Annotated in this window: 16 protein-coding genes and 1 pseudogene; 9 read left to right on the top strand and 8 right to left on the bottom strand. The window is 63.8% G+C overall.

From position 1 onward, the window contains the following. Window positions 1–193: 193 nt before the first annotated feature. From DM450_RS25860 to istB, 5 genes and pseudogenes are all read left to right on the top strand, one after another. Window positions 194–331, top strand: coding sequence for a hypothetical protein (locus DM450_RS25860; RefSeq protein WP_185928616.1), 138 nt, complete (start codon window positions 194–196; stop codon window positions 329–331). 161 nt (window positions 332–492) lie between these two features. Continuing rightward, window positions 493–2,076 carry a glutamine-hydrolyzing GMP synthase gene (guaA, locus tag DM450_RS14270; protein WP_142635853.1) on the top strand — a complete coding sequence of 528 codons (1,584 nt, stop codon included), beginning with the start codon at window positions 493–495 and terminating at the stop codon, window positions 2,074–2,076. Between the two features lie 305 nt (window positions 2,077–2,381). Then, window positions 2,382–3,316, top strand: a pseudogene (locus DM450_RS14265) (tyrosine-type recombinase/integrase); the annotation flags it as partial. 114 nt (window positions 3,317–3,430) lie between these two features. Next, on the top strand, window positions 3,431–4,945 hold the full coding sequence (gene istA, locus DM450_RS14260) for an IS21 family transposase (RefSeq protein ID WP_142632652.1): 1,515 nt from the start codon (window positions 3,431–3,433) through the stop codon (window positions 4,943–4,945). Then, window positions 4,932–5,660 carry an IS21-like element ISSsp4 family helper ATPase IstB gene (gene istB, locus DM450_RS14255; protein ID WP_013831348.1) on the top strand — a complete coding sequence of 243 codons (729 nt, stop codon included), beginning with the start codon at window positions 4,932–4,934 and terminating at the stop codon, window positions 5,658–5,660. The genes istA and istB overlap by 14 nt, the downstream gene beginning before the upstream one ends. Before the next feature lie 544 nt (window positions 5,661–6,204). On the opposite strand, the gene prfH is transcribed toward istB, so the two are convergent. Genes prfH through DM450_RS14240 form a run of 3 tightly spaced genes read right to left on the bottom strand, consistent with a single transcriptional unit; the run spans window position 6,205 to window position 8,404 of the window. Next, window positions 6,205–6,822, bottom strand: a complete 618-nt coding sequence (prfH, locus tag DM450_RS14250; RefSeq protein ID WP_142635851.1) for a peptide chain release factor H — start codon at window positions 6,820–6,822, stop codon at window positions 6,205–6,207. Then, window positions 6,819–7,919 carry an RNA ligase RtcB family protein gene (locus DM450_RS14245; RefSeq protein WP_142635849.1) on the bottom strand — a complete coding sequence of 367 codons (1,101 nt, stop codon included), beginning with the start codon at window positions 7,917–7,919 and terminating at the stop codon, window positions 6,819–6,821. The genes prfH and DM450_RS14245 overlap by 4 nt, the downstream gene beginning before the upstream one ends. Beyond that, window positions 7,916–8,404 carry a hypothetical protein gene (locus tag DM450_RS14240; RefSeq protein ID WP_185928615.1) on the bottom strand — a complete coding sequence of 163 codons (489 nt, stop codon included), beginning with the start codon at window positions 8,402–8,404 and terminating at the stop codon, window positions 7,916–7,918. Before DM450_RS14240 ends, DM450_RS14245 begins: the two co-directional genes overlap by 4 nt. Before the next feature lie 589 nt (window positions 8,405–8,993). Here DM450_RS14240 and DM450_RS14235 point away from each other — a divergent pair. Then, window positions 8,994–9,947, top strand: coding sequence for an aminotransferase (locus tag DM450_RS14235; protein WP_260609875.1), 954 nt, complete (start codon window positions 8,994–8,996; stop codon window positions 9,945–9,947). Beyond that, the gene (locus DM450_RS14230; protein WP_142635847.1) at window positions 9,947–13,576 is read left to right on the top strand and encodes a DEAD/DEAH box helicase; all 3,630 of its coding nucleotides are present in this window, start codon (window positions 9,947–9,949) and stop codon (window positions 13,574–13,576) included. Before DM450_RS14235 ends, DM450_RS14230 begins: the two co-directional genes overlap by 1 nt. A gap of 585 nt (window positions 13,577–14,161) precedes the next feature. Here DM450_RS14230 and DM450_RS14225 read toward each other — a convergent pair. Beyond that, window positions 14,162–16,528, bottom strand: coding sequence for an arylsulfatase (locus DM450_RS14225; RefSeq protein WP_142635845.1), 2,367 nt, complete (start codon window positions 16,526–16,528; stop codon window positions 14,162–14,164). 96 nt (window positions 16,529–16,624) lie between these two features. Between DM450_RS14225 and DM450_RS14220 the strand changes: the two genes are divergently transcribed. Beyond that, window positions 16,625–17,581, top strand: a complete 957-nt coding sequence (locus tag DM450_RS14220) for a LysR family transcriptional regulator (RefSeq protein WP_185928614.1) — start codon at window positions 16,625–16,627, stop codon at window positions 17,579–17,581. Here the strand turns inward: DM450_RS14220 and DM450_RS14215 are convergent. Next, the gene (locus DM450_RS14215) at window positions 17,550–18,065 is read right to left on the bottom strand and encodes a methylated-DNA--[protein]-cysteine S-methyltransferase (protein ID WP_142635841.1); all 516 of its coding nucleotides are present in this window, start codon (window positions 18,063–18,065) and stop codon (window positions 17,550–17,552) included. The two genes, DM450_RS14220 and DM450_RS14215, sit on opposite strands and share 32 nt — an antisense overlap. Before the next feature lie 125 nt (window positions 18,066–18,190). On the opposite strand from DM450_RS14215, the gene DM450_RS14210 reads away from it, so the two are divergent. Then, window positions 18,191–18,625 carry a GNAT family acetyltransferase gene (locus DM450_RS14210; RefSeq protein ID WP_142635839.1) on the top strand — a complete coding sequence of 145 codons (435 nt, stop codon included), beginning with the start codon at window positions 18,191–18,193 and terminating at the stop codon, window positions 18,623–18,625. Window positions 18,626–18,930: 305 nt separating this feature from the next. Here DM450_RS14210 and DM450_RS14205 read toward each other — a convergent pair whose 3' ends face one another. The 3 genes from DM450_RS14205 to DM450_RS14195 form a co-directional block, all read right to left on the bottom strand. Continuing rightward, on the bottom strand, window positions 18,931–19,350 hold the full coding sequence (locus DM450_RS14205) for a hypothetical protein (protein WP_142635837.1): 420 nt from the start codon (window positions 19,348–19,350) through the stop codon (window positions 18,931–18,933). A gap of 130 nt (window positions 19,351–19,480) precedes the next feature. Continuing rightward, window positions 19,481–20,899, bottom strand: a complete 1,419-nt coding sequence (gene tldD, locus DM450_RS14200) for a metalloprotease TldD (RefSeq protein ID WP_142635835.1) — start codon at window positions 20,897–20,899, stop codon at window positions 19,481–19,483. Window positions 20,900–20,981: 82 nt separating this feature from the next. Further along, window positions 20,982–21,194, bottom strand: a complete 213-nt coding sequence (locus DM450_RS14195) for a zinc-finger domain-containing protein (RefSeq protein ID WP_142635833.1) — start codon at window positions 21,192–21,194, stop codon at window positions 20,982–20,984. Window positions 21,195–21,255 lie beyond the last annotated feature (61 nt).

Here is a 21,255-nt window from a genome sequence, read left to right as displayed (position 1 = left end):
GAGGATATAGGGTTTCGGGGCTGGAAACCCAAGCAGAACCGGCTTTGTGCACGGTCTTTTCCACAAGACTGGGGCAGGCTGCGCGTTCCGCCCGGCGAGGGCGACGCCAGCGGCTTGCCGGGATGCAAGAAAGGGCGGCTCCTCGCGGAGCCGCCCTTCGCCATTGGGGATTGCCCATGCCGGGAGGGGGAACATGGACTTTCGCCGCAGCACACACACCCTGCGCGACGCGGCGACACCGAATGCCGAGGGCGTTCGGGAGATGGCTTTTCCTGCAAACTTGGTATTTTTGGCTTATCGCTGGCCTGGCGGTCACGTCGCCTTGCCATGAATCGGAATTACACCATCGGGGAATTTTTGCAAACGTCAAAGTAACAAAATTACGTGCGATTTTTGCAATTGCAGCCTGCCGGTCGCCCGTTCTCGCGCTTGCGACCCTCAAAACCGCGCGCTCCACTGGACACCTGCAAAATGTGCCTATAGTGGCCGGCCATGACTGACCAGACTTCCTCAACGAATCCGGGGCAGGGCTCCGACTCCATCCTGATCGTCGATTTCGGCAGCCAGGTCACCCAGCTCATCGCCCGGCGCGTGCGCGAGGCGGGTGTCTACTCGGAAATCGCCCCCTTCAATGCCGCGAAGGATGCCTTCGCCCGCATGAAGCCGGCCGGCGTGATCCTGTCCGGCTCGCCCGCTTCGGTGCTTGACGACAATGGCCCGCGCATTCCGGCGGAAATCCTCGAAAGCGGCCTGCCGATCCTGGGTATCTGCTATGGCCAGCAGTCGCTGATGCACCAGCTCGGCGGCGAGGTCCTGCTCGGCGATTCGGGCGAATTCGGCCGCGCCTTCATCGAGATCGGCGACGATTGCGCGCTGTTCGACGGCCTCTGGACCAAGGGTGAGCGCCATCAGGTGTGGATGAGCCACGGCGACAAGGTGACGCGCCTTGCCCCCGGCTTCCGCCCCGTCGCTTCCAGCGAAGGCGCGCCTTTCGCGGTCATCGCCAACGACGAGAAGCGCATCTACGCGATGCAGTTCCACCCCGAGGTCGTGCATACGCCCGACGGCGGCAAGCTGCTCAAGAACTTCGTTCGCCACGTCTGCGGTCTTGCCGGTGACTGGACGATGGCCGAGTTCCGCAAGACCAAGATCGAGGAAATCCGCGCCCAGGTCGGCGACAAGCGGGTGATCTGCGGCCTGTCGGGCGGCGTCGATTCGGCGGTTGCGGCGCTGCTCATCCACGAGGCGATCGGCGACCAGCTGACCTGCGTCTTCGTCGATGGCGGCATCCTGCGCATGGGTGAGGCCGAGCAGGTCGTCAGCCTGTTCCGCGGCCACTACAACATCCCGCTGGTCCACGTCGATGCCTCGACGCTGTTCCTCAACGGCCTGGCCGGCGTCACCGACCCCGAAGCCAAGCGCAAGTTCATCGGCAAGACCTTCATCGACGTCTTCGAGGATGAAGCGAAGAAGATCGGCGGCGCCGAGTTCCTCGCACAGGGCACGCTCTACCCGGACGTGATCGAATCGGTCTCGTTCACCGGCGGTCCCTCGGTCACGATCAAGAGCCACCACAACGTCGGCGGCCTGCCCGAGCGCATGAACATGAAGCTCGTCGAGCCGCTGCGCGAACTGTTCAAGGACGAAGTGCGCGTGCTGGGCCGGGAGCTCGGCCTGCCCGAGATCTTCGTGGGCCGCCACCCGTTCCCCGGACCGGGCCTCGCGATCCGCATCCCCGGCGAAGTGACGCGGGAGCGCTGCGACATCCTGCGCAAGGCGGACGCGATCTATCTCGAGGAAATCCGGAGCGCTGGCCTCTACGATGCGATCTGGCAGGCCTTCGCGGTGCTGCTGCCGGTGAAGACCGTGGGCGTGATGGGCGACGGCCGCACATACGACAGCGTCTGCGGCCTGCGCGCGGTGACGTCGACCGACGGCATGACGGCGGACATCTACCCCTTCGACGCCGCCTTCCTGTCGCGCGTGGCGACCCGCATCATCAATGAGGTGAAGGGTATCAACCGCGTGGTCTACGACTACACCTCGAAGCCGCCGGGCACGATCGAGTGGGAATGATTTGGCGTCAGGCACCGACTGGCAGCCAGTAGCACGAAAACGGAACTAAGCCCGCAGAGATGCGGGCTTTTTCTGTTTTGGGGCTGGCGATGCCCGGCAGGTTTTGGCATCGGCAAGCAACGCTTTCCAATGGCATGCTGAATGGCATCGTCTGTTGGATCTGCGGCTATGGCGACTGATACCATAGAGCTCCTTTGGCGGGTGCATGGTATCGGAATTCCGCAAAGTGCCTGCTTTGCTGGATTTTTAAGGGGAATTGGCGGTCTTGTCCAACATGGTATTTTGCAGATAGCTGGGGTATCGCCATGCTGACCGATACCAAGCTGCGCAATCTCAAGCCGCAGGACAAGCTGTACAAGGTCAACGATCGCGACGGCCTGTATGTGGCGGTTACGCCCGCAGGCTCGATCTCTTTCCGCTACAACTACGCGATCAATGGCAGGCAGGAGACGCTTACCTTTGGTCGCTATGGCGTTGGCGGGATCACGCTCGCCGAGGCGCGCGAGCTTCTCGGTACAGCAAAAAAGATGGTTGAGGCCGGAAAGTCGCCTGCCAAGGAAAAGGCTCGTGACAAGGCTCGCGCGAAGGATGCGGAGACGTTCGGTGCCTGGGCCGAGAAATGGCTTCGCGGCTACCAGATGGCCGATTCGACTCGCGACATGCGGCGATCGGTCTTTGAACGAGATTTGAAGGGCAAATTCGGAAACCAGAAGCTGGCCGAGATCACCCATGAGGACTTGCGAGCGCTGACGGACGCCATCGTTGCCCGCAAAGCGCCGGCAACGGCCGTGCATGCCCGTGAAATCGTTTTTCAGGTATACCGCTGGGCCATCGAGCGCGGGCAGAAGGTCGAAAACCCGGCGGAGTTGGTTCGTCCAACCAGCATCGCCAAATTCGAGCCTCGCGATCGAGCACTGACGCCGGACGAAATCGGCTTGATGTATCGGAACGCATCGGATCTGCTCCATCGGTGCGGGCGGCCGCGCGATTGCTGCTGCTGACCATGGTTCGCAAGAGCGAGCTGACCAATGCCACATGGGACGAAATCAGCTTCAGTGAGGGGTTATGGACGATCCCGAAGGAGCGGATGAAGCGCCGGAATCCTCATTTGGTGTTCCTATCCCGGCAGGCACTCGACATATTCGTTGCGCTCAAAACCTTCTCGGGTGGATCAGATTTTGTTCTGCCGTCGCGGTATGACACGGATGCGCCGATGAGTGGCGCGACGCTGAATCAGGTGTGGAGCGGCGTGCAAAATTGACCCCCTTAGCGGGGTGATCGGCGTCTAAAATTGACCCCCTTCATCTCATTGTGAGAAGCGCCGCCGTTTCGGTTCCGGACGGCGGGTACAGGGATGTTGGTTGTGGAGACGATTACGAGGATCCGTCGGGAGCACCGGGACGGTAAGCCGATCAAGGCGATAGCGCGGGATTTGCGGCTGTCGCGCAACACGGTGCGCAAGGCGATCCGGGCGCCGAACGCGGATGCCAGTTACGAGCGCAAGGAACAGCATCGGCCGCAGACCGGCCCTTTCAGCACTCGCCTGGAAGAACTGCTTGAAGAGAACGAAGGGCTGCCCCGGCGTGACCGGCTTCGCATGACGCGGATCCATGATCTGCTTCAGCGCGAAGGGTTTGGCGGCTCTTATGACGCTGTGCGGCGCTATGCTGCACGCTGGAAGCGTGAGCGTCGCGTTGACGCCGGCGATATGACCAAGGCGTTCATCCCGTTGATGTACCGGCCCGGCGAGGCTTACCAGTTCGACTGGAGCCATGAGGACGTCGAGATCGCCGGCAAGCCAATGCGCGTGAAGGTCGCGCATATGCGGTTTTGCTGGTCACGGGCACCATTTGTCCGTGCCTATCCTCGCGAGACGCAAGAGATGGTGTTCGACGCACATGCCCGCGCCTTTGCCTTCTTCGGTGGGATTCCGACGCGCGGCATCTACGACAATATGAAGACGGCGGTGACGACGGTGTTCACCGGCAAGGAACGCCTGTTCAACCGGCGGTTTCTGATCATGACGGACCACTATCGCGTTGAGCCGGTGGCCTGTAGTCCTGCCGCAGGGTGGGAGAAGGGTCAGGTCGAGAACCAGGTTCAGACCAGTAGGGAGCGCCTGTTCAAGCCGCGCCTGCGCTTTGCCAGCCTCGAGGAACTGAACATCTGGCTGGAAGCCGAGTGCCGGCGCTGGGCGGAACGCAACCAGCATCCTGACCAGGAAGGCATGACGATCGCGCAGGCGCTGGAGGTGGAGCGGCCGATGCTGCAACCGCTACCGGTTCCCTTCGACGGGTTCTTCGAGAGCGAACACGTAGCCAGTTCGACGTGCCTCGTGAGCTTCGATCGCAATCGGTACTCGGTGATGGCAAAGGCGGCCCATCAGGCTGTGCAGGTGCGGGCCTATGCAACGCGCATCGTGATCCGCTGCGACGGCGCTGTCGTGGCCGAACACGAACGGGTCTTCGGCCGGAACCAGACAATCTTCGATCCATGGCACTACCTGCCCATCCTCGCCCGCAAGCCCGGTGCGTTGCGCAATGGTGCTCCCTTCCAGGACTGGGCTCTCCCACCTGCACTGGCCCAATTGCGGCGTAAGTTGGGCAAGGGCGACGATGCCGACCGGCGCTTTGTACGCGTCCTCGCCGCTGTCCCCGAAGATGGCCTGGAGGCTGTCGAGGCCGCAGTGCGCGAGGCACTCAGCGCCGGTACTATCAGCGACGAGATCATCCTCAACATCCTGTCCCGTCGCCGCGAGCCTCATGATGCCCAGGCTATGGACGTCGTCGTCAACCTGAAGCTCAAGCATCCGCCAGAGGCGAACTGCGGCCGCTACGATACCGTGCGAGACCTCGATGCAGCGGCATGAGATCATGGCCGCCCTCAAGGGGCTGGGGCTCAAGGGCATGGTGGCGGCCTTCGATGATGCCGTCACCAACGGCATCCGCCGAGACAGAACGGTCATGGAGATGTTGGGCGACCTGTTGCGTGCGGAGACGGCGCACCGGGATGCGGCATCGATCCGTTATCGCATGACCGCAGCCAAGCTTCCGGCGATCAAGGACCTGGATGGGTTCATGTTCGATGGCACGCCGATCAACGAAGGACTGATCCGCTCGCTTCATACGGGCTCGTTCCTGCCGGAACGGCGCAATATCGTGCTGATCGGCGGAACAGGCACGGGCAAGACTCATCTGGCTCTCGCCATCACCGCCGCAGTGGTGCGCGCCGGTGCCAGAGGCCGATACTTCAATACGGTCGATCTGGTGAACCGGCTTGAGGAAGAGGCTCGCCTGGGCAAGGCCGGAAGCCTTGCCACCCAACTCTCGCGGCTTGATCTCGTGGTGCTTGACGAGCTCGGCTACCTGCCGTTCGCCCGGTCCGGTGGCCAGATGCTCTTCCACCTGATCAGCAAGCTCTACGAAAAGACCTCGGTCATTATCACGACCAATCTCGCCTTCGGCGAATGGCCGAGCGTCTTCCACGACCCCAAGATGACCACCGCTCTTCTCGATCGCATCACGCACCACTGCGACATCATCGAGACGGGCAATGACAGCTGGCGGTTCAAAAACCGGAACTGAGCCGAAAACCCCTTCCCCCGGACCCCCATCCCCGGCGGTTAACCCGGTGGGTCAACAGGGACCTCCCACGGACGCCGCCGCCAGCACACCTGACGGTGCGCGTCGTCGTCCGTGGGCCCCTCCTATCGACTACCGGGATAACCGCCAGACTACCGAAAGGTGGGGTCAATATTGGGCGCCGATAGGGGGTCAGTTTTGCGCGCCGGTTGACACATACAGGCGCCGATTTGCCTTCCCCAGGTGCAGACCGACCGCAATCAGCAGGCCATTCGCCAAAGCCGACGTTGGCAGCGTGGGATCGGCGTCGCTGCGGCGATCACGGATTTATGCTGATGTGTTCCACCGTGTTGCCATTGCCAGGAGCACCTTGCTTCCCGTAGGTCTCTGAGATGCTTTCCGAAATGCACTTCACAGGAACCTGGCGCGATTATCAGGCCCGTGTTCTTGAAGAAATGGGACCGGGGACAGGCAGCATTCGCCCCGCCTTAAAGGTCGGAGAAATTGCTGGGCCGGACGGAAGTGCCGTCCGGCCCAGCAAGCTTCATTACTTCAGCACGAATTTGTCTCCGGAATAGATCCTGACCGCATTGCCGCGTTCGAGATCCTGATGGGCCTGCCATTGCAACCTTTTTGCGCCGTCATTGGCTTGCCCACGCAGTTCTTCCAACATGATCGCCAACTTCATCCTCGCCAGCCTTCGGTTGGCGTGTTGGGATCGTTGCTCCTGAGCCGTGGCCACGAGGCCAGTCGGCCGGTGCGTGGCCCGAACTGCACTGTCCGTCTTGTTGACATGCTGGCCACCTGGACCGCTGGCGCGCATCGCCTGATAATCGATGTCCTCATTTTGCAGGTCCATGATCGCGTCAGGCTCGGGCGCAAGCGCTACGCCAACAAACCAGTTCCGCCGCTTGTGGCGAGGGCGAAAGGGACTGGTCCCGATCCACTGGTTGGAACCTATGCGCTTCGCAGCAAAGGCCGATGCTACCTCGCCCTCGATGCGGAGGAGGATCGAGGACGGCAAATCCTCCAAACCATCGAGCGCTTCGCATTCAAGGCCCATGCCCCTAGCTTCCTTTGCGAAAGCGCGCGCCAGTTGGGCCACTACCCATTGGCATTCCTTGGGGCCTTTGCCCGCCGTGATGTGCAGGATCACTTCGCTCATGCCGCCCTCGTCTTATAGCTGAGTAGGGGCCGAAGCTTGGCGATGACACGGATCAGGCCGGCTCCCTCAAGATCGGCGATGACCATGCCGATGTCCTTATAGGCATCGGGAGCCTCTTCGAAGATCAACCTGCGGTCCTCGCAAATCACATGGCTGCCGAGGGCGGTGCGTTGCATTTCCGCGACGTTGAAACGGCGCGAAAGGCGGGCGTGGGCATCCTTGCGGCTCCACTTGCGGCCCGCGCCATGGGCCAGCGAATGGAGAGCCTTGTCAGCGTCGTCCACTATGGGCTCCACCAGATAGCTGAAATCCCCTCGCGAGCCGGGGATGGCGATCACCCCCCGATCAGCAGGCGCAGCCCCCTTACGGTGCAGCCACCCGCCTTGATGCGGCGTCACGCTGTTATGACAAATGTCCAGCACCGACCGGCCGTCGATGCCAAGACTTTCGCAAAAGCGCCGGGCGATGATCTGACGGTTCACAATCGCCCATCCCAGCGCGGCGTCATGCTCGGCAAGGTAAGCCGCGGCCTCCGGGCTACCTGCAGGTATTCCATGGCTGATTTCCGGCTGTCGATGGGTTTGCAGGACGCTTTGCCCAAGGCCTCGCGAGCCGCTGTGCACCATCATCCAGACCCGGTCGTGTCGCAAGCCAAGCGCCGCGAAGTGTGCCTCGTCCTCCACCGTCTCGATCCGCTGGAATTCAACGAAATGGTTGCCCCCGCCAATGGTACCCAGAGCGGGGCTAGCCAGTTCGGGTGGTAATCCAGCCTCTTTCAGGGCCGCTTCGCCATCGCCGGGCCAAGGAGCGTCCAACCCTTGCAGTCTGCGCTCCACGCTGCCGAGCCGGAACTTGCGCAATGGCGAAGTGGTCTCCCACAAGGCCATGCCGCAGCCGATATCGCTGCCCACCAGATGGGGCCAGATGCGATTCCGCGACCAGAACGCCGCCCCTACGGCAATACCGTTGCCGGCGTGGAGATCGGGCAGGCCGACGACGCGGCCCATACCCTCGTAATCTGCCGTTGCCTGGAGTTGGTCGAGTGACAGGGGATCGAACCGCGATGGATCGTTAGCGATAAGGGAGATCGGAGTCATTGTGCGCCTCCCTGATCATTGATCATTCCGGAGGCCAGCATCGCCTCCAGCACAGCCATGTCCTTGAGAACCCGATCACGCGGATCGACGAACAGCTCGCGGCGTCGGAACCACTGGCCTCCGCGCCCGAGGACCTGGCCTTCGAACATCCACTCGCCGTAACGCCCGATGGAAATGCGGGTCAGCACGAAATCCTCGATATGTTCGCGTACGTGCATCTTCACCGTGCTGCCCGTGTCGAGCTTGGCGCAGATCTCGCTGAAGACGGCGTCCCACCGGCGCCCCCGCTGGCGCCGCAGGTAGCGAACCAAAGGGGCGAGGTTCTCGTTCAATGACTTGGTGTAGGGTGCACCGATCCTGGCATGGCGCTTGAGCCCGATATGGGGTGCGCCGGTGTGAGGCATCCTTTTCAATTTCGGAGAAGCCGCGTGGCTCGCACCCCAGCGGGGGCGTTCGACGATCACCTTGAACATGTCGTCACGCATGACAAGCCTTCCCCGAAGAGAGGTGTGGCAATAATGGAAAGTCTGGAAAAATCAGCGGCGCGAAAGCCGCGAAAAGCAATCAGGCGAGAAGTATCGCCCTTGAGGCAGTTGCCCATGCAATCTGTTCCTGAACACAGGGAAATGAGAAGTTGTTTTCGTCGCGATCAAATGCTGCGCGCATGATCTTCTCCTTTCCTCGTTCAAAAACAGGCCGATATTGGCTGGCGTCCATTTATTGCAGATTGCCCATAGACGCAAGCCCTGTGGCCCAATGTAATGAAATGGACGACGGATTCCGGCATTGTCGACCCTTTGTCGCCATTCAGCCGCTAAATTTCGACGCTCAGGTGCGGAAGGTCCGGTATCCCGACAGGTGTCGACCACAATTGGAAATTCGCGGTATTGATCGGGAATGACCGGAATCAGGCAAACCTTCCGTTTCAAACAGCCAACCTGGCGGTCAGTAATAGCCCCAATGATGCTGTTTCGAAGGAACCGAGGGATGCGATTTAGTGCCAGTTGCGAATGAAGATCCGAGACGACAGCTGATGCTCAACCTTGCCCTCCACAGAGAAAGGGCTAAGCAGACATGATGCATGTCTGTCCGCCTCCGAAAGCAGCTCTCGATACCTGGCTTAACGCTAACGGCTCTATTCGTGGCGGCAACTACGGTCATTTGTTATTGGAGCAACAAGGCGAGAGCGACGATGTCTTGGTAGCAGCGCTCAGGCCTTATTTCGAGTCGGCCCATCTGGATGCGCGTACGCATTTTCATGCGCAACTGGGCATCGATCTCCACCCGGACGCCGGACGACCGGCGGACATCCGCTATCCCAACTGCCTGCCGTCAACGGCCCAGAGAGGGCTGTTTGGTGAAGTGATGGCAGGGCTCGTCACCGAGGCCTATCAGGACGAGTTCGTTGGCGGCCACCCGTGGCGGGTGCCGATCTTCCTGTTCCGCAAGCATGAAGACGTGGAGAATTATCTCTGGGCGCTTAAATATGATGACGAGCGCGAGCGCGAGATTTACGGGCGCCACGGCACGGATTTCCTGGGGATATCGCTGAACGCCGCCGGCGATGTTGTGCGGATGATCGTCGGCGAAGCCAAATGGCGCGTGTCGCTGACCGACAGCGTCGTGGCGGGCGTGCTGCTGGGCCCTAAGAAGAAGGACAAGGCGGGCAACAGCGCGCACAACGGACGGGGCGTCTGGTTCGAGGTGAACCGCGACTCGCCCGTCCCCTGGGGGCTGCGGCAACTGCAGCGCCTGCTGGAGGAACATGATCCTGACGGCTACGCCGCGGCCATCCTGTCGATGGATCGAGCCGTGCTCGGCATCGCGTCCATTCCGGGGCGGACCAATCTCATCCTGATCGTCGGCAATGGTGCCGAGCGGCGCGGGACGGGCGATTGTCTGATCGGATGGGAGGAGATGCCAGTTGAGTATAAGGCGCCACATGACCTTCAGGTCGTCGAGGTGATTCTCGAAAAGGGCCATGAACTGATCGACAAACTCTATACGTCGCTCTGGAATATGCCCTGATGCCGGCACGCGACGTAGACAGGCTGGAAGCAGCCGAGCAGGTGCGACAGGCCCTAGCGATCGAAAATGAACTCACACGCCCGCAGGCGCGGGCCTATGTCCGCTGTCTGCAATCCAGCTGGGACGTGCCGATCATTGCGTGGGGCGACCAGGAATCCGTCAAACAGCTCGGCGATGCGCGGCGACTTCTGCATGCGGCGCATATCTTCCGGTCGATCGAGGGATTGGAATCGCCGCGCGCGATCGACTGTTTTCGCCGTACGGGCGAGATTCTTGAATGGCTCGCCCGGTCCGATGACGACATCCGGCAGGCCGTGCCGATCGAACTGCTGGCGGCGGCCGCCTATCAGTTGGGCGGTCTTCCCGCCATGGCGACCGGTCTGCTCGACCAGGTCAGTTCCGAGCATGACGGCGTCGAGCTTTATGGAGCATTCCTGCGGGCGAACTTCGACGATGTACTGCGTCGCGCGGCCCGCTTCTGGCGGTCTAATCGGGACTACACGACCCAAGCGGCCAGCCGTCTCCTCGTCGACGCGATGCGCGACGATCTGGAGGAAGGTGGCGTTGCCAAGGCATTCACGGTCGAGCTTGTTCGCAGCCTGGGCCTCATTGCGGACAGCCTCCGTCGCGGCGATGAAGAGCGGCTCGGTCCCGCGATCGCGAAACTGCGCGCGCTCGACAGTATGGCATCGCGAGCGTTCAGCGACGATGCGGCATTGATGATTGGTCTGATCCGGCAGGTCGCGGATGGCTATCTTGAAGCCACGATCTACAAGCCACTGCGTGCACTGTCGGAACTCCGGCCCGAGCGCATGAATAAGCTTATGAACTATGCTCGCGACCAGTTCAGCCGGGGTCGCGGCATCTTGTGGACATCGCAGCTTGACGGCCTTGAACGGCTGTTGCGGGAGGATAGCTTCGCGCTCTGCACGCCGACTGGATCGGGTAAGACGCTCGTAGCCAATCTTGCGCTGGTCAAGGAGCTGCTGCTGCGAGAGCACGACGGCGCGCTCGGCCCCCTCGCCTTGTATATCGTACCCTCGCGCGCGCTCGCCGGAGAGGTCGAGGCCAAGCTCAGCGCGGAGTTGCGCGGCGAGGTCATCGTCACAGGCCTTTATGGCGGGTCGGACTGGGGCATCACCGATGCCTGGCTGACCAGCGAGGAACCGGTGGTTCTGATCGTTACGGTCGAGAAGGCCGATGCGCTGCTGCGGTATCTAGGCGCATTGGTCACAGCGCGCATGCGCCTGCTGATCATCGATGAGGCGCATCAGGTCGTGCCCGAGGCGGATGAAGCGACGCGGGTCAGCTTCTCTGATCATAGCAATCGGTCGATCCGGCTCGAAGCGCTGGTCTCGCGCATTCTTGCCGAACGCCCCGACGTAGTGCGCATCGCGCTGACGGCTGTTGCCGGCGGCGCCGCGGGCCCGGTGGCGCGCTGGATCGAGGGTCGCCCGGATGCCCAGGCGGTCGGCATGCGCTACAGGAGCACGCGTCAGGTGATCGGCGTTCTGGAAGCGACGCCAGGCGGGTCGGGGCGGATATTGCTCGATCTGATGAATGGCCGGCCGCTCTATCTGCGCGGCGAGGAAGAGCCGGTCTATTTGCCATTACGCTATGCTGCGATGCCCGAGCTGGCCCGGGAATGGCGGAGCAGTCTGCATCGTTACAATTGCCTCAACGTACTGTGGACCGCGCTCCATCTGGCGCAGGAGGATCAGCGCATCTTGGTCTCAGTGGCGCAGGAGCCCGAGCAGATGATGCGGTGGTACAAGCAGGCGCTCGAACTGTCGGACTGGGCGGAGATCGTACATTTTCGCCCGCCCGAAGGTGCTCTGCGCGCCCGGTTCGAAGAAGCGCGCGCCGCTTGCCTCGATTATTGCGGGCGCGAATCCTATGAGCTCTTCCTGCTAGATCGGGGCATCGCGACCAGCCATGGGCAGATGCCGCAGCGACTCCGACGCCTGATGATCGAGATGATAGACAAGCGGATCTGTCCGATCACGGTCGCCACAGCGACGCTGACCGAGGGCGTGAATCTGCCATTCGATCTGATCTTCCTGACATCGCTCAAACGGCGCTCATGGGATCAGGTGACGCAGAAGCAGGTGATCACGCCCTTCACCTCGGCGGAGTTCCGTAATCTGGCCGGCCGGGCTGGCAGGCCGGGCGCGGCACGCGGAGCCGAGGGCATGACGCTCATTGCGCTGCCGACAAAACCGGTCACGCAAAGAGACAGCGAAATGCAGACGCAATGGGGCCAGCTGCGCGAGCGCGAGCAGGACTATGAGAGGCTGCGTCGGACGCTCGTCATCGAAGAGCAGGATGCCGGTGCCGTCGAGAGCCCGCTAGCGCTGCTACTGCAACGGATCTGGGAACAGGCCAACAGCCGGCTCAGCGTCACGCCTAACGCCTTTCTAGACTGGCTCGAGCGGACAGCCCCCGCGACCGTCAGCGCGCAGGCTGGCACCGGCGCGACCACTCCGCTGGCTCGGCTCGGCGATGCGATGGATGAGCTCGATTCGATACTGCTGACCGCGATCGAGGAGGTGGACCAGTTGGCTGCGGCCCCTATGTCTGCGGCGCGCACAGAGGAGCTGTTGCGCAAGCTGTGGGCGCGCAGCTTCACTGCGGTGTCGGCGGATCGCGAGGCTTGGCTTGAGGCTGCCTTCGTCCGACGCGGCCAAGGTTTGGTGGAGCATCTCTATCCGGATCACGGTGAGCGCCAGCGACTCTATCATTATGGCTTCACGCCGCTGGTCGGTCGGCGGTTCGAGCCCGTCGCGATCAAGATACGCGAGCAGATTGCTGCGGCCGCCGATTATGGCGATTGGGATGCTGCCAAAAGGATCGACTTGTTTGAGAGCATCGGAGCATTGCTCGAGGCCGATAGGGGTTTCGGGTTCCGGGTGCGTACCACCAAGGGCGACGAGGAGATTCTCGACCGGTGGAACGATGTGCTGGGCTGGTGGATGCATGAGCCTGACGCCAAGGCGCCGCCCCCTGACAAATTGCGGGCCTGGCAACGCTTCGTAACCGACAATTTGGAGTTCCGGCTGGGGGTCGCGATCGGGGCGGTAGTGGCCCAGGCTTGGAATGAGGGCACGCCCGAAGCCCTGACGGCGCCGAGCCTTGCCGACTGGAGGGAAACGGCGACATTGCCCTGGTTCGGCTTCTGGGCGCGCGAACTGCTACGCTGGGGTACGCATGATCCGTTCGTCGCCTTCAGCATGGCGCAGGGCCTCGCACCGACGCGCGAGGCAGCCTCATTGCGGCGCGCCGAGTTTGACGAGTGGCTCGAGGAGGAAATGGAAGATCCAGACGCCGAGAGCCGGATCGATCCGCAGCGGTTCATTGCTTGGCAGAAGAGTCTACCGGTCGAGGAAAAGGCCCCGACTGCATCGGCAGGGCTGGCGGCCAGGCTGACCGGCACGCGTGGGGAGCGCGGCGCCTATGCCGTCCTCCCCGTGATCCGCGGCGAAGAGACGCGTTGGCTCGATCCGGCGGGCTTCGAGCTTGCCGTGACCGCGCAACGGGCGCCAGGCGGATTTAATCGCATTCGCAGCGATTTTCAGTTACGGGTCACGCACGGGCACGCGACGGTGCAGCGGGTATTCCGCGCCGGTTGATGGTGAGGTTTGGCCGCCTAACTTAACTTTGATGCTAGGTCCGGTTTTAACACTACAGGTCGTTCCCTGAATCTCTAGGAATGGCAGAAAAGTCCCACGGCGGGCCGCTGGGCTGACGTAGTGCAGCTGCGGAGCGAGCGTCGGCTTACCCAAGGGGGCCGCTCCAAAGGCGACTGTCCGGTAAGTCCCAAGGCGGGCCGCTGGGCCGACGTAGTCCAGCTGCGGAGCGAGCGTCGGCTTTCCTCGGGTCGCCGCCGGTAAGCCGACTGTCGCGATAGTCCCAAGTCCCGACCGTCTTTGCAGGTAGTCGTGAGATTCGAAGAAAGGCCGTTTGCTTAAGGGGCACTCGACACGGTGCGTATGGCATACTCTCTTGAGAGTATGGTATTTTTCATGGCATCAATTGCATGATCGACCGAAATGCTACGGATTCATGCGATTTTATGGTCGAATCAATAATCGAGTGGGAATGATTTTGCGTCTGGCACCGACTGGCAGCCAGTAGCACGAAAATGGAACTAAGCCCGCAGAGATGCGGGCTTTTTCTGTTTTGGGGCCGGAGTTCTCGAATGGGTTCCGGCGCTGTCAGTCGAAGTCCAGCGAGACATGGGCGACGTCGCCTTCGATGGCGCCATGCGGGGTGGCATAGGCGGTTACCGGAACGCCGAGATCGCGGCCGATGTCGAGCGTTTCGCCGTTGCCCGCGGCCATCAGCATCGAGGTCGGCAGGCGCGCGCTGCCCATCGGCACCCCGCCGGCGTCGAGGGTGACCGTTGCCGGTCCCGCCATGGCATCGACGGCAAAGCGCATCGTCAGCGTGACGGCGCCCGGCGGCAGGGGACGCTCCGCGACGAGGCGGGTCACTTCCTGCGGATCGGTGGAGCGCGCGGCAACGAAGGCGGGGCGGCCCTTGTCGAGATAGAGGCTCCATCCCCCGAAGCGGCTGCCATAGGCGACGACCGCGCCCGACGCGTCCGGGCGGTCCAGGGTGAGCTGGGCGGTCAGCGTGAAGCTGCGGGCGATCGGCACCGGCTCGCTGTTGGCGGGCAGGCTGACGTCCTTGCCCCAGAAGTCGAAGTGCTTGCGGGCGCCGGGACGCATCATCGCCGCGCCGCGGGCCATGCCGAAGCGGTGGTCGAGCGGGAAGACTTGGTTGCGGGCGGCTTCCTCCGTCCACAGCGCCTGCATCGCCTGGAGCCGCGCGGGTTCCTGTGCGGCAAGGTCGTTGGCCTGCGAGAAGTCCCGGTCGAGATGGAAAAGCGACCATTGGATCTGCGGGCGGGGGCCGCCGGGAGGCAGGTTCTGCCAGGCCATGCGGCCATCGTCGCCGGACAGGAACCAGCCATCGTGATAGAGGCCGACCTTGCCGCCGATCTCGAAATACTGGGTGCGCGGCCTTGCTGCATCGCAGGCGGCGAGGCTGGCAAGCAGGCTTTGCCCGTCCATCGGTTTCTGGGAGACGCCGTAGACGCTCTGCGGCACCGGCAGCTGCGCCGCGTCGAGCACCGTGGGGGCAATGTCGACAAGATGGGAAAACGTCCCGCAGACCGCGCCGGGGTGGGCGACATGCCCTTTCCACGAGAGGATCATGCCGTTGCGAATGCCGCCGAGGTAGGAGGCATATTGTTTTGTCCAGCGCAGCGGCGTGTTCATCGCCCAGGCCCATCCGGCCGGATAGCTTTCGTAGGTCTCGCCGCTGCCCAGCCGGTCGATGTTGGCCTGCATCCAGGCCTCGCTCTCGTCATGATTTGTCATGCCGCGCAGTTCGTTGATCGTGCCTCGCGGCCCGGCCTCCGCGCTGGCGCCGTTGTCGCCCAGCACGAGTGCAACGAGCGTGCGATCGAGTTCGCCCATGCGCTGCAATTCGGCGATCACCCGCCCGATCTGCTCGTCCTGATAGACCAGCTGGGCGGCGGCGACTTCCATCGTGCGCGCGGCAAAGGCCTTCTGGCCCGGGGTCAGGCTGTCCCAGGCCGGGATCTCGGCAGGACGCGGCGTCAGCCGGGTGCCCTTGGGGATGATGCCCATGGCGAGTTGGCGCCGCCAGGTCTGCTCGCGCTGCACGTCCCAGCCGGCGTCGAACTTGCCCTTGAAGCGGGCGATGTATTCGGGCGGGGCCTGATGCGGCGCATGGGTGGAGCCGGGCGCCATGTAGACGAGGAAGGGCTTGTCGGGCGCGGCCGCCTTCTGGTTGTGGACCCAGCGGATCGCATCGTCCGCCAGGCGGCTGTCGAGCAGGCGGCCTTCGCCGTCGTCGCTTTCGACCCGCTGGATGCCGCGATAGAGGATCGGTGAAAACTGGTCGCTGTCGCCGCTGACGAAGCCGAAGTAGTAATCGAAACCCAGGCCGGTCGGCCAGCTGTCGAAGGGGCCGGCTTCGCTGCGCTCGTTGGAAGGCAGGTTATGGTGCTTGCCGAACATCGCGGTGCTGTAGCCGTTGAGGCGCAGGATCTGGGCGATCGTTGCGGTTTCGGGGAGGATCTTGCCGCCATAGCCGGGGAACGGCGAGGGCACGTCGCTGAGCCAGCCGACCCCGGCGGCATGGTGGTTGCGTCCGGTCAGTAGCGCGGCGCGGCTGGGTGAGCAGATGCCGGTGGTGTTGAAGCGGTTGTAGCGCTGGCCTTGTGCGGCCAGCCGCTCGAAATGGGGCGTCGGCACGGGGCCGCCGAACGCGCTGGACATCGCGAAGCCGACGTCGTCGCTCATCATCAGGAACACGTTGGGCGCGCCTTGCGGCGCCCGGACCGGTGCCTGCGGCATGCCCCTGGCATCGAGCGCGTTGTCGGCAAGGGTTCCGGCAAAGGGCGGCGGCGAGATCGGCAGGATCGTGCGGGCCGATTGGGCCAGCGTCTGGGTCTTCGTCTGGGCCTGCATCTGGGCCTGCGTCGTTCCCGGAGCCGTGACCAATGCCAGCGCCGCTGCGCCTGCCAACCATCCGAACTTGTGTTGCATCGCTTCCTCGTCCCCTGTCCGGAGGCGAGATTGCGTTTCCCATTGCATGCTGTCCAATGCATATATGGGCATCATTTGATGCATGATAGGAATGCAATGGATCTGACCCGCTTGCGCCATGTCATGGCGGTGGCGCGAAATCGCAGCTTTTCGCGGGCAGCGGAGGAGGAGGGCATCACCCAGCCCGCGCTCAGCCGCAGCATCGCCGCCTTCGAGCAGCGCCACGGCGTTACGCTGTTCGACCGGGGGCGGGGCGGTGTTCATCTGACGGCGGTGGGCCGTCACGTGGTGGAGCAGGCGCGGCCGCTGCTCGATGCCGCGGGCGATCTCGAACGCAGCCTCAAGCGCTATCCCCAGGGTGAGCCCGGGCAGGTGGCGATCGGGCTCGGGCCGCTGATGGCCGGGCTGTTCCTGCCGCGGATCGGCAGCCTCCTCCTGGATAGCTGGCCGGGGATTCGCGTGCGCACGCTGGTCCGCTCGCCCGATCAGCTTGTCGCCGAACTGTTGAACGACCGCATCGAGATGATCCTCGGCAGCAACTGGAACCTGGGGCGGGTGGCGGGCACCGAGACGGTCCGGCTTGGCCAGGTGGAGATCGCCTGGATGGTGCGCGGGGGCCATCCGCTGGCGGGCAGGAGCGGGGTGACGGCGGCGGATCTCGAACGTTATCCCATCGCCAGCGCGGTCGATACCTTGTCCGGCGCGGTGGCGGACCGGACCGCGGCAGACAGGGCGGCGGCGGATAGGGCGGGCAGCTTCGTGTGCGACAACTTCCACGTCCTGCGCGAGACGGTGCTGGGCAGCGACTGCGTGTGGATGTGCTCCCCGGCCTTCCTCGCGCCGGACTTGCGGCAAGGGCGCATGGTGCGGCTTGCGGTGGCGGGCTCGGCGGCCATGCTGACCGATATCGTCATGATCATGCGGCGTGGGCGCAGCCGTTCACCGGCGATCCCGGCCATCGCCGAACACGTGCGGGCGCTGCTGGTGGAGGATGGGGGCGCGGACGGGGACGGGGACGCGGTCAGAGCAGGAGGTTCGGGCCCTCCAGCTTGAGCAGGAAGGCCTTGGCCTCCAGCCCGCCGGCAAACCCGGTCAGCGCGCCGCCGGCGCCGACCACGCGGTGGCAGGGCGCGATGATCGAGATCGGGTTGCGGCCGTTGGCGGCGCCCACCGCGCGGCTGGCGCCGGGGCGGCCGATCGCCTCGGCAATCTGGCGGTAGCTGCGGGTCTCGCCGTAGGGGATCGTCAGAAGCGCCTGCCACACGCTTTGCTGGAATGCGGTGCCGCGAAAGTCGAGCGGCAGGTCGAACACCGTGCGCCGCCCCGCAAAATAGTCCGCGAGTTGGGCCCGGGCCTGTTCCAGCACGGGATGGGCATCACCCGGGGGGAGTTCGTGCAGGGGCACGTGGTGGGTGGCGTGCAGGTGCACGCGGCGGGGGTCGTCGTTTTCCCATAGCACTGCCACCAGCCCGGCATCGCTCGCGACCAGCGTCAGTTCGCCGACGGGCGAGGGCATTCGGGACATGTGCAAGGACATCGGTGAACTCCAGTAGCGGGACGGGATAGAGCCCCGGCTGGTCCTGGGAAAGGGCTCTATTCGATTGATTTTGCCGGACCTTGCGGCAAACCTGCCGGGCCTGTCGTTTTGCCGGAGGTGGATGCATGGCTGTTCAAATCGTCGTTGCCGGGGCTGCCGACCGCGAGGAGGTCGTTGCGCTCTGGCAGGCGGCGGGGCTCACCCGGCCGTGGAACGATCCACGCGCGGATTTCGACCTTGCTTGCCGGGGAGGGGCCTGCTGCGGAGGGACAAGCGTGATCCTGCTGGCGCGCGAGCAAGGCGGTCTGGTCGGAACCGCGATGGTCGGTTTCGACGGCCATCGCGGCTGGGTCTACTACCTCGGCGTCAGGGAAGAACGGCGGGGCAAGGGGATCGCCCGCATGCTGATGGGGGCCTGCGAAGACTGGCTGGTCGCGCGGGGCAGCCCCAAGATCCAGCTCATGGTGCGGGGCGACAACCAGGCCGCGCTGGGGTTCTACGCGGCCCTGGGGTATGCCCGGCAGGACGTGGTGACGCTGGGGAAACGGCTGGATGGCTAGGCGTCCGGCCGTTTCCGCTTTTAGGTCGTAAACTCATAAACGGCACCATCGAGGTTTGAGGCAAAATGGCTCAGCGGCAGGAGGGAAGGCGCTGGAATATGTCGATATTTCACGACTTCCCGACGCAGAGCTGGGCCATTTTGGTCAAACCCCGAAGGGGCGCCCAAATGGCTTCCATCTCGAACCGAAGCTGCCTTGGACGGGCAACCAGCCCGCCCGGCGGCAACTTCGGCCCGAGCTGTTCGCCATTTGGGCGCCTCGATGGCGGCGTTTATGCGTTTACGACCTAGTCCGCTCGGCAGCGATCAGTTGGCCGCAGCGGTCTTTTTCACGCGGGTATAGGGCACGAAGTCCTGCAGGCCGACAAAACCGCTCCACATCCGGCTGGTTCGGTCATGGAGTTGCACCGTGTCGAGGCGGCAGAGCTGGCTCGAGAATGTCTTGGTGACAAGGATGTCGTCGTTGTCGAGCCGGTCGGCATTGGTCGGCCGGTTGACGTAGAGCGTGCGGCCGACGCGGTAGACGAGCGCGGTCTTGTCGACGATCACGGTGCTGTCGGACTGGTTGAGTTGGATGCAGGTCACCGGCTTGCCGGCTTCGCGGCCTTCCAGCAGCTTGGCGAGCTGTTCCTCGCCGGTGAGCTTCTTCTTGGCGGCAAACGCTGCCGGGGCGGCAATGAGGCTGGCCGTGACGAGCGCGGCAGCGAAGACATGTTTGTACGTCATTGTCTTACCTTCCACAAAAATCCGCCCTGCCCTGACATTGGCACGCAGCGCCTGAACCGGCAATGACCATAACGCATGGGCGCGGGCAGGGGGCGCCCTGTCGTCAGCCTCCTCCAAGCCTGGTTCGGGTTCAGGCCGTACCGCCCACGGTGATGCCGTCGATCAGCAGGGTGGGCTGGCCGACGCCCGCCGGAACGCTCTGCCCGCCCTTGCCGCAGACGCCGACGCCGCGATCGAGTTCGAGGTCGTTGCCGATGCCGGTCACGCGGGTCAGCACGGTGGGACCGTCGCCGATCAGCGTCGCGCCCTTGATCGGCGCGCCCAGCTTGCCGTTCTCGACCTTGTAGGCCTCGTTGCAGGAGAACACGAACTTGCCCGAGACGATATCGACCTGGCCGCCGCCCATCGACTTCACGAAGATGCCCTTCTTCATGCGCGCGAGCAGTTCGGCGGGATCGTCCTTGCCCGCCTTCATGAAGGTGTTGGTCATGCGCACCTGCGGGGCATAGGCGTAGTTTTCGCGCCGGCCGTTGCCGGTCGACTGCACGCCCATGAGCCGCGCGTTCATGCGGTCCTGCATGTAGCCCCTCAGCACGCCGTCCTCGATCAGCACGGTTTCCTGCGTGGGGGTGCCCTCGTCGTCGATCGAGAGCGAACCGCGCCGGTCACTGATCGAACCGTCGTCGATCACGGTCACGCCGGGGGCGGCCACACGCTCGCCGATGCGGCCGGAAAAGGCGGAAGTGCCCTTGCGGTTGAAATCGCCTTCGAGGCCGTGGCCGACCGCCTCGTGTAGGATCACGCCGGGCCAGCCGGGGGACAGCAGCACGGCCATTTCGCCAGCGGGCGCGTCCACGCTTTCGAGGTTCACCAGCGCCTGATCCAGCGCGGTATCGATGGCGCGGTTCCAGTTCGCGGGATCAAACAGCGTGTCGTAGAGATAGCGCCCACCCATGCCGAACGAGCCGGTTTCGCGCCGTCCGTTGCTTTCGGCGACAATCGAGACCGAGAGCCGCACCAGCGGGCGCACGTCGGTGGCGATGAAGCCGTCGGGGCGGACGATCTCGACCACCGACCACTGCCCGGTCAGGCTGGCGCTGACTTGCGAGACGCGCGGATCGCGGGCGCGGGCGGCAGCGTCGATCTGTTCCAGCAGGCGCACCTTGTCCTCGAAGGGCACGAGGTCGAGCGGCGAGGCATCGGTGTAGAGATGGCGATTGCTGCGCGGCGGCGGGGGCGGGCGGGTGCCGGTGGCAGGATCGAGCAGTTGCAGCGTCTCGCCCGCGCGGCGGATGGCGGCGGCGGAGATCTCGTTGGCGTGGGCAAAGCCGGTCATCTCGCCGGTCACGCCGCGCAGGCCGAAACCGGCATCGCGCGAATAGTCGGCGGTTTTCAGACGGCCGTCGTCGAAGCCGAAGGCCTCGGTGGCAATGAACTGCATGTAGAGTTCGCCGTCCTCGCAGCGCTGCAAGGTCTCGCGGGCAAGGGCCTGGGCCTCGTCGGGCGAAAGCTGGCGATAGAGGAGCGAGCGCGGATCGGGGCTGGTCATGCCCACGGATATAGGGCGGCGATCCGCGGTATCAAATGAATTGAGGGCCGGGTCATCGGACCCGGCGCGAAAGGAAAGCCGATCAGGCCGCCTGCTGGTCGGCCGGGCCGCCCTTGAGGACGAAGTGGCGGTCGCAATAACCGCAGTCGACATAACCCTTCTCGTCGATCTCCAGCCACACGCGCGGGTGGCCGAGGGCGGCAGCCTTGTAGGTGCCGTTCGAGCGGATGTCGGTGGCCCCGTCGCAGGAAACGCGGTGGGAATCGGTGTAGACGGTTTCGGGCTGCGTGCTCATGGTTGGGCCGATTACCAAGCCTCCGGAAGAATTTCCAGCGGGCAAATGATCCGGGCGCGCG

The sequence above is a fragment of the Sphingomonas sp. IC081 genome, assembly GCF_006874585.1.
In the GTDB taxonomy this organism is placed as follows: Bacteria; Pseudomonadota; Alphaproteobacteria; order Sphingomonadales; family Sphingomonadaceae; genus Novosphingobium.
This window is presented reverse-complemented; position numbering and strand designations above follow the sequence as displayed.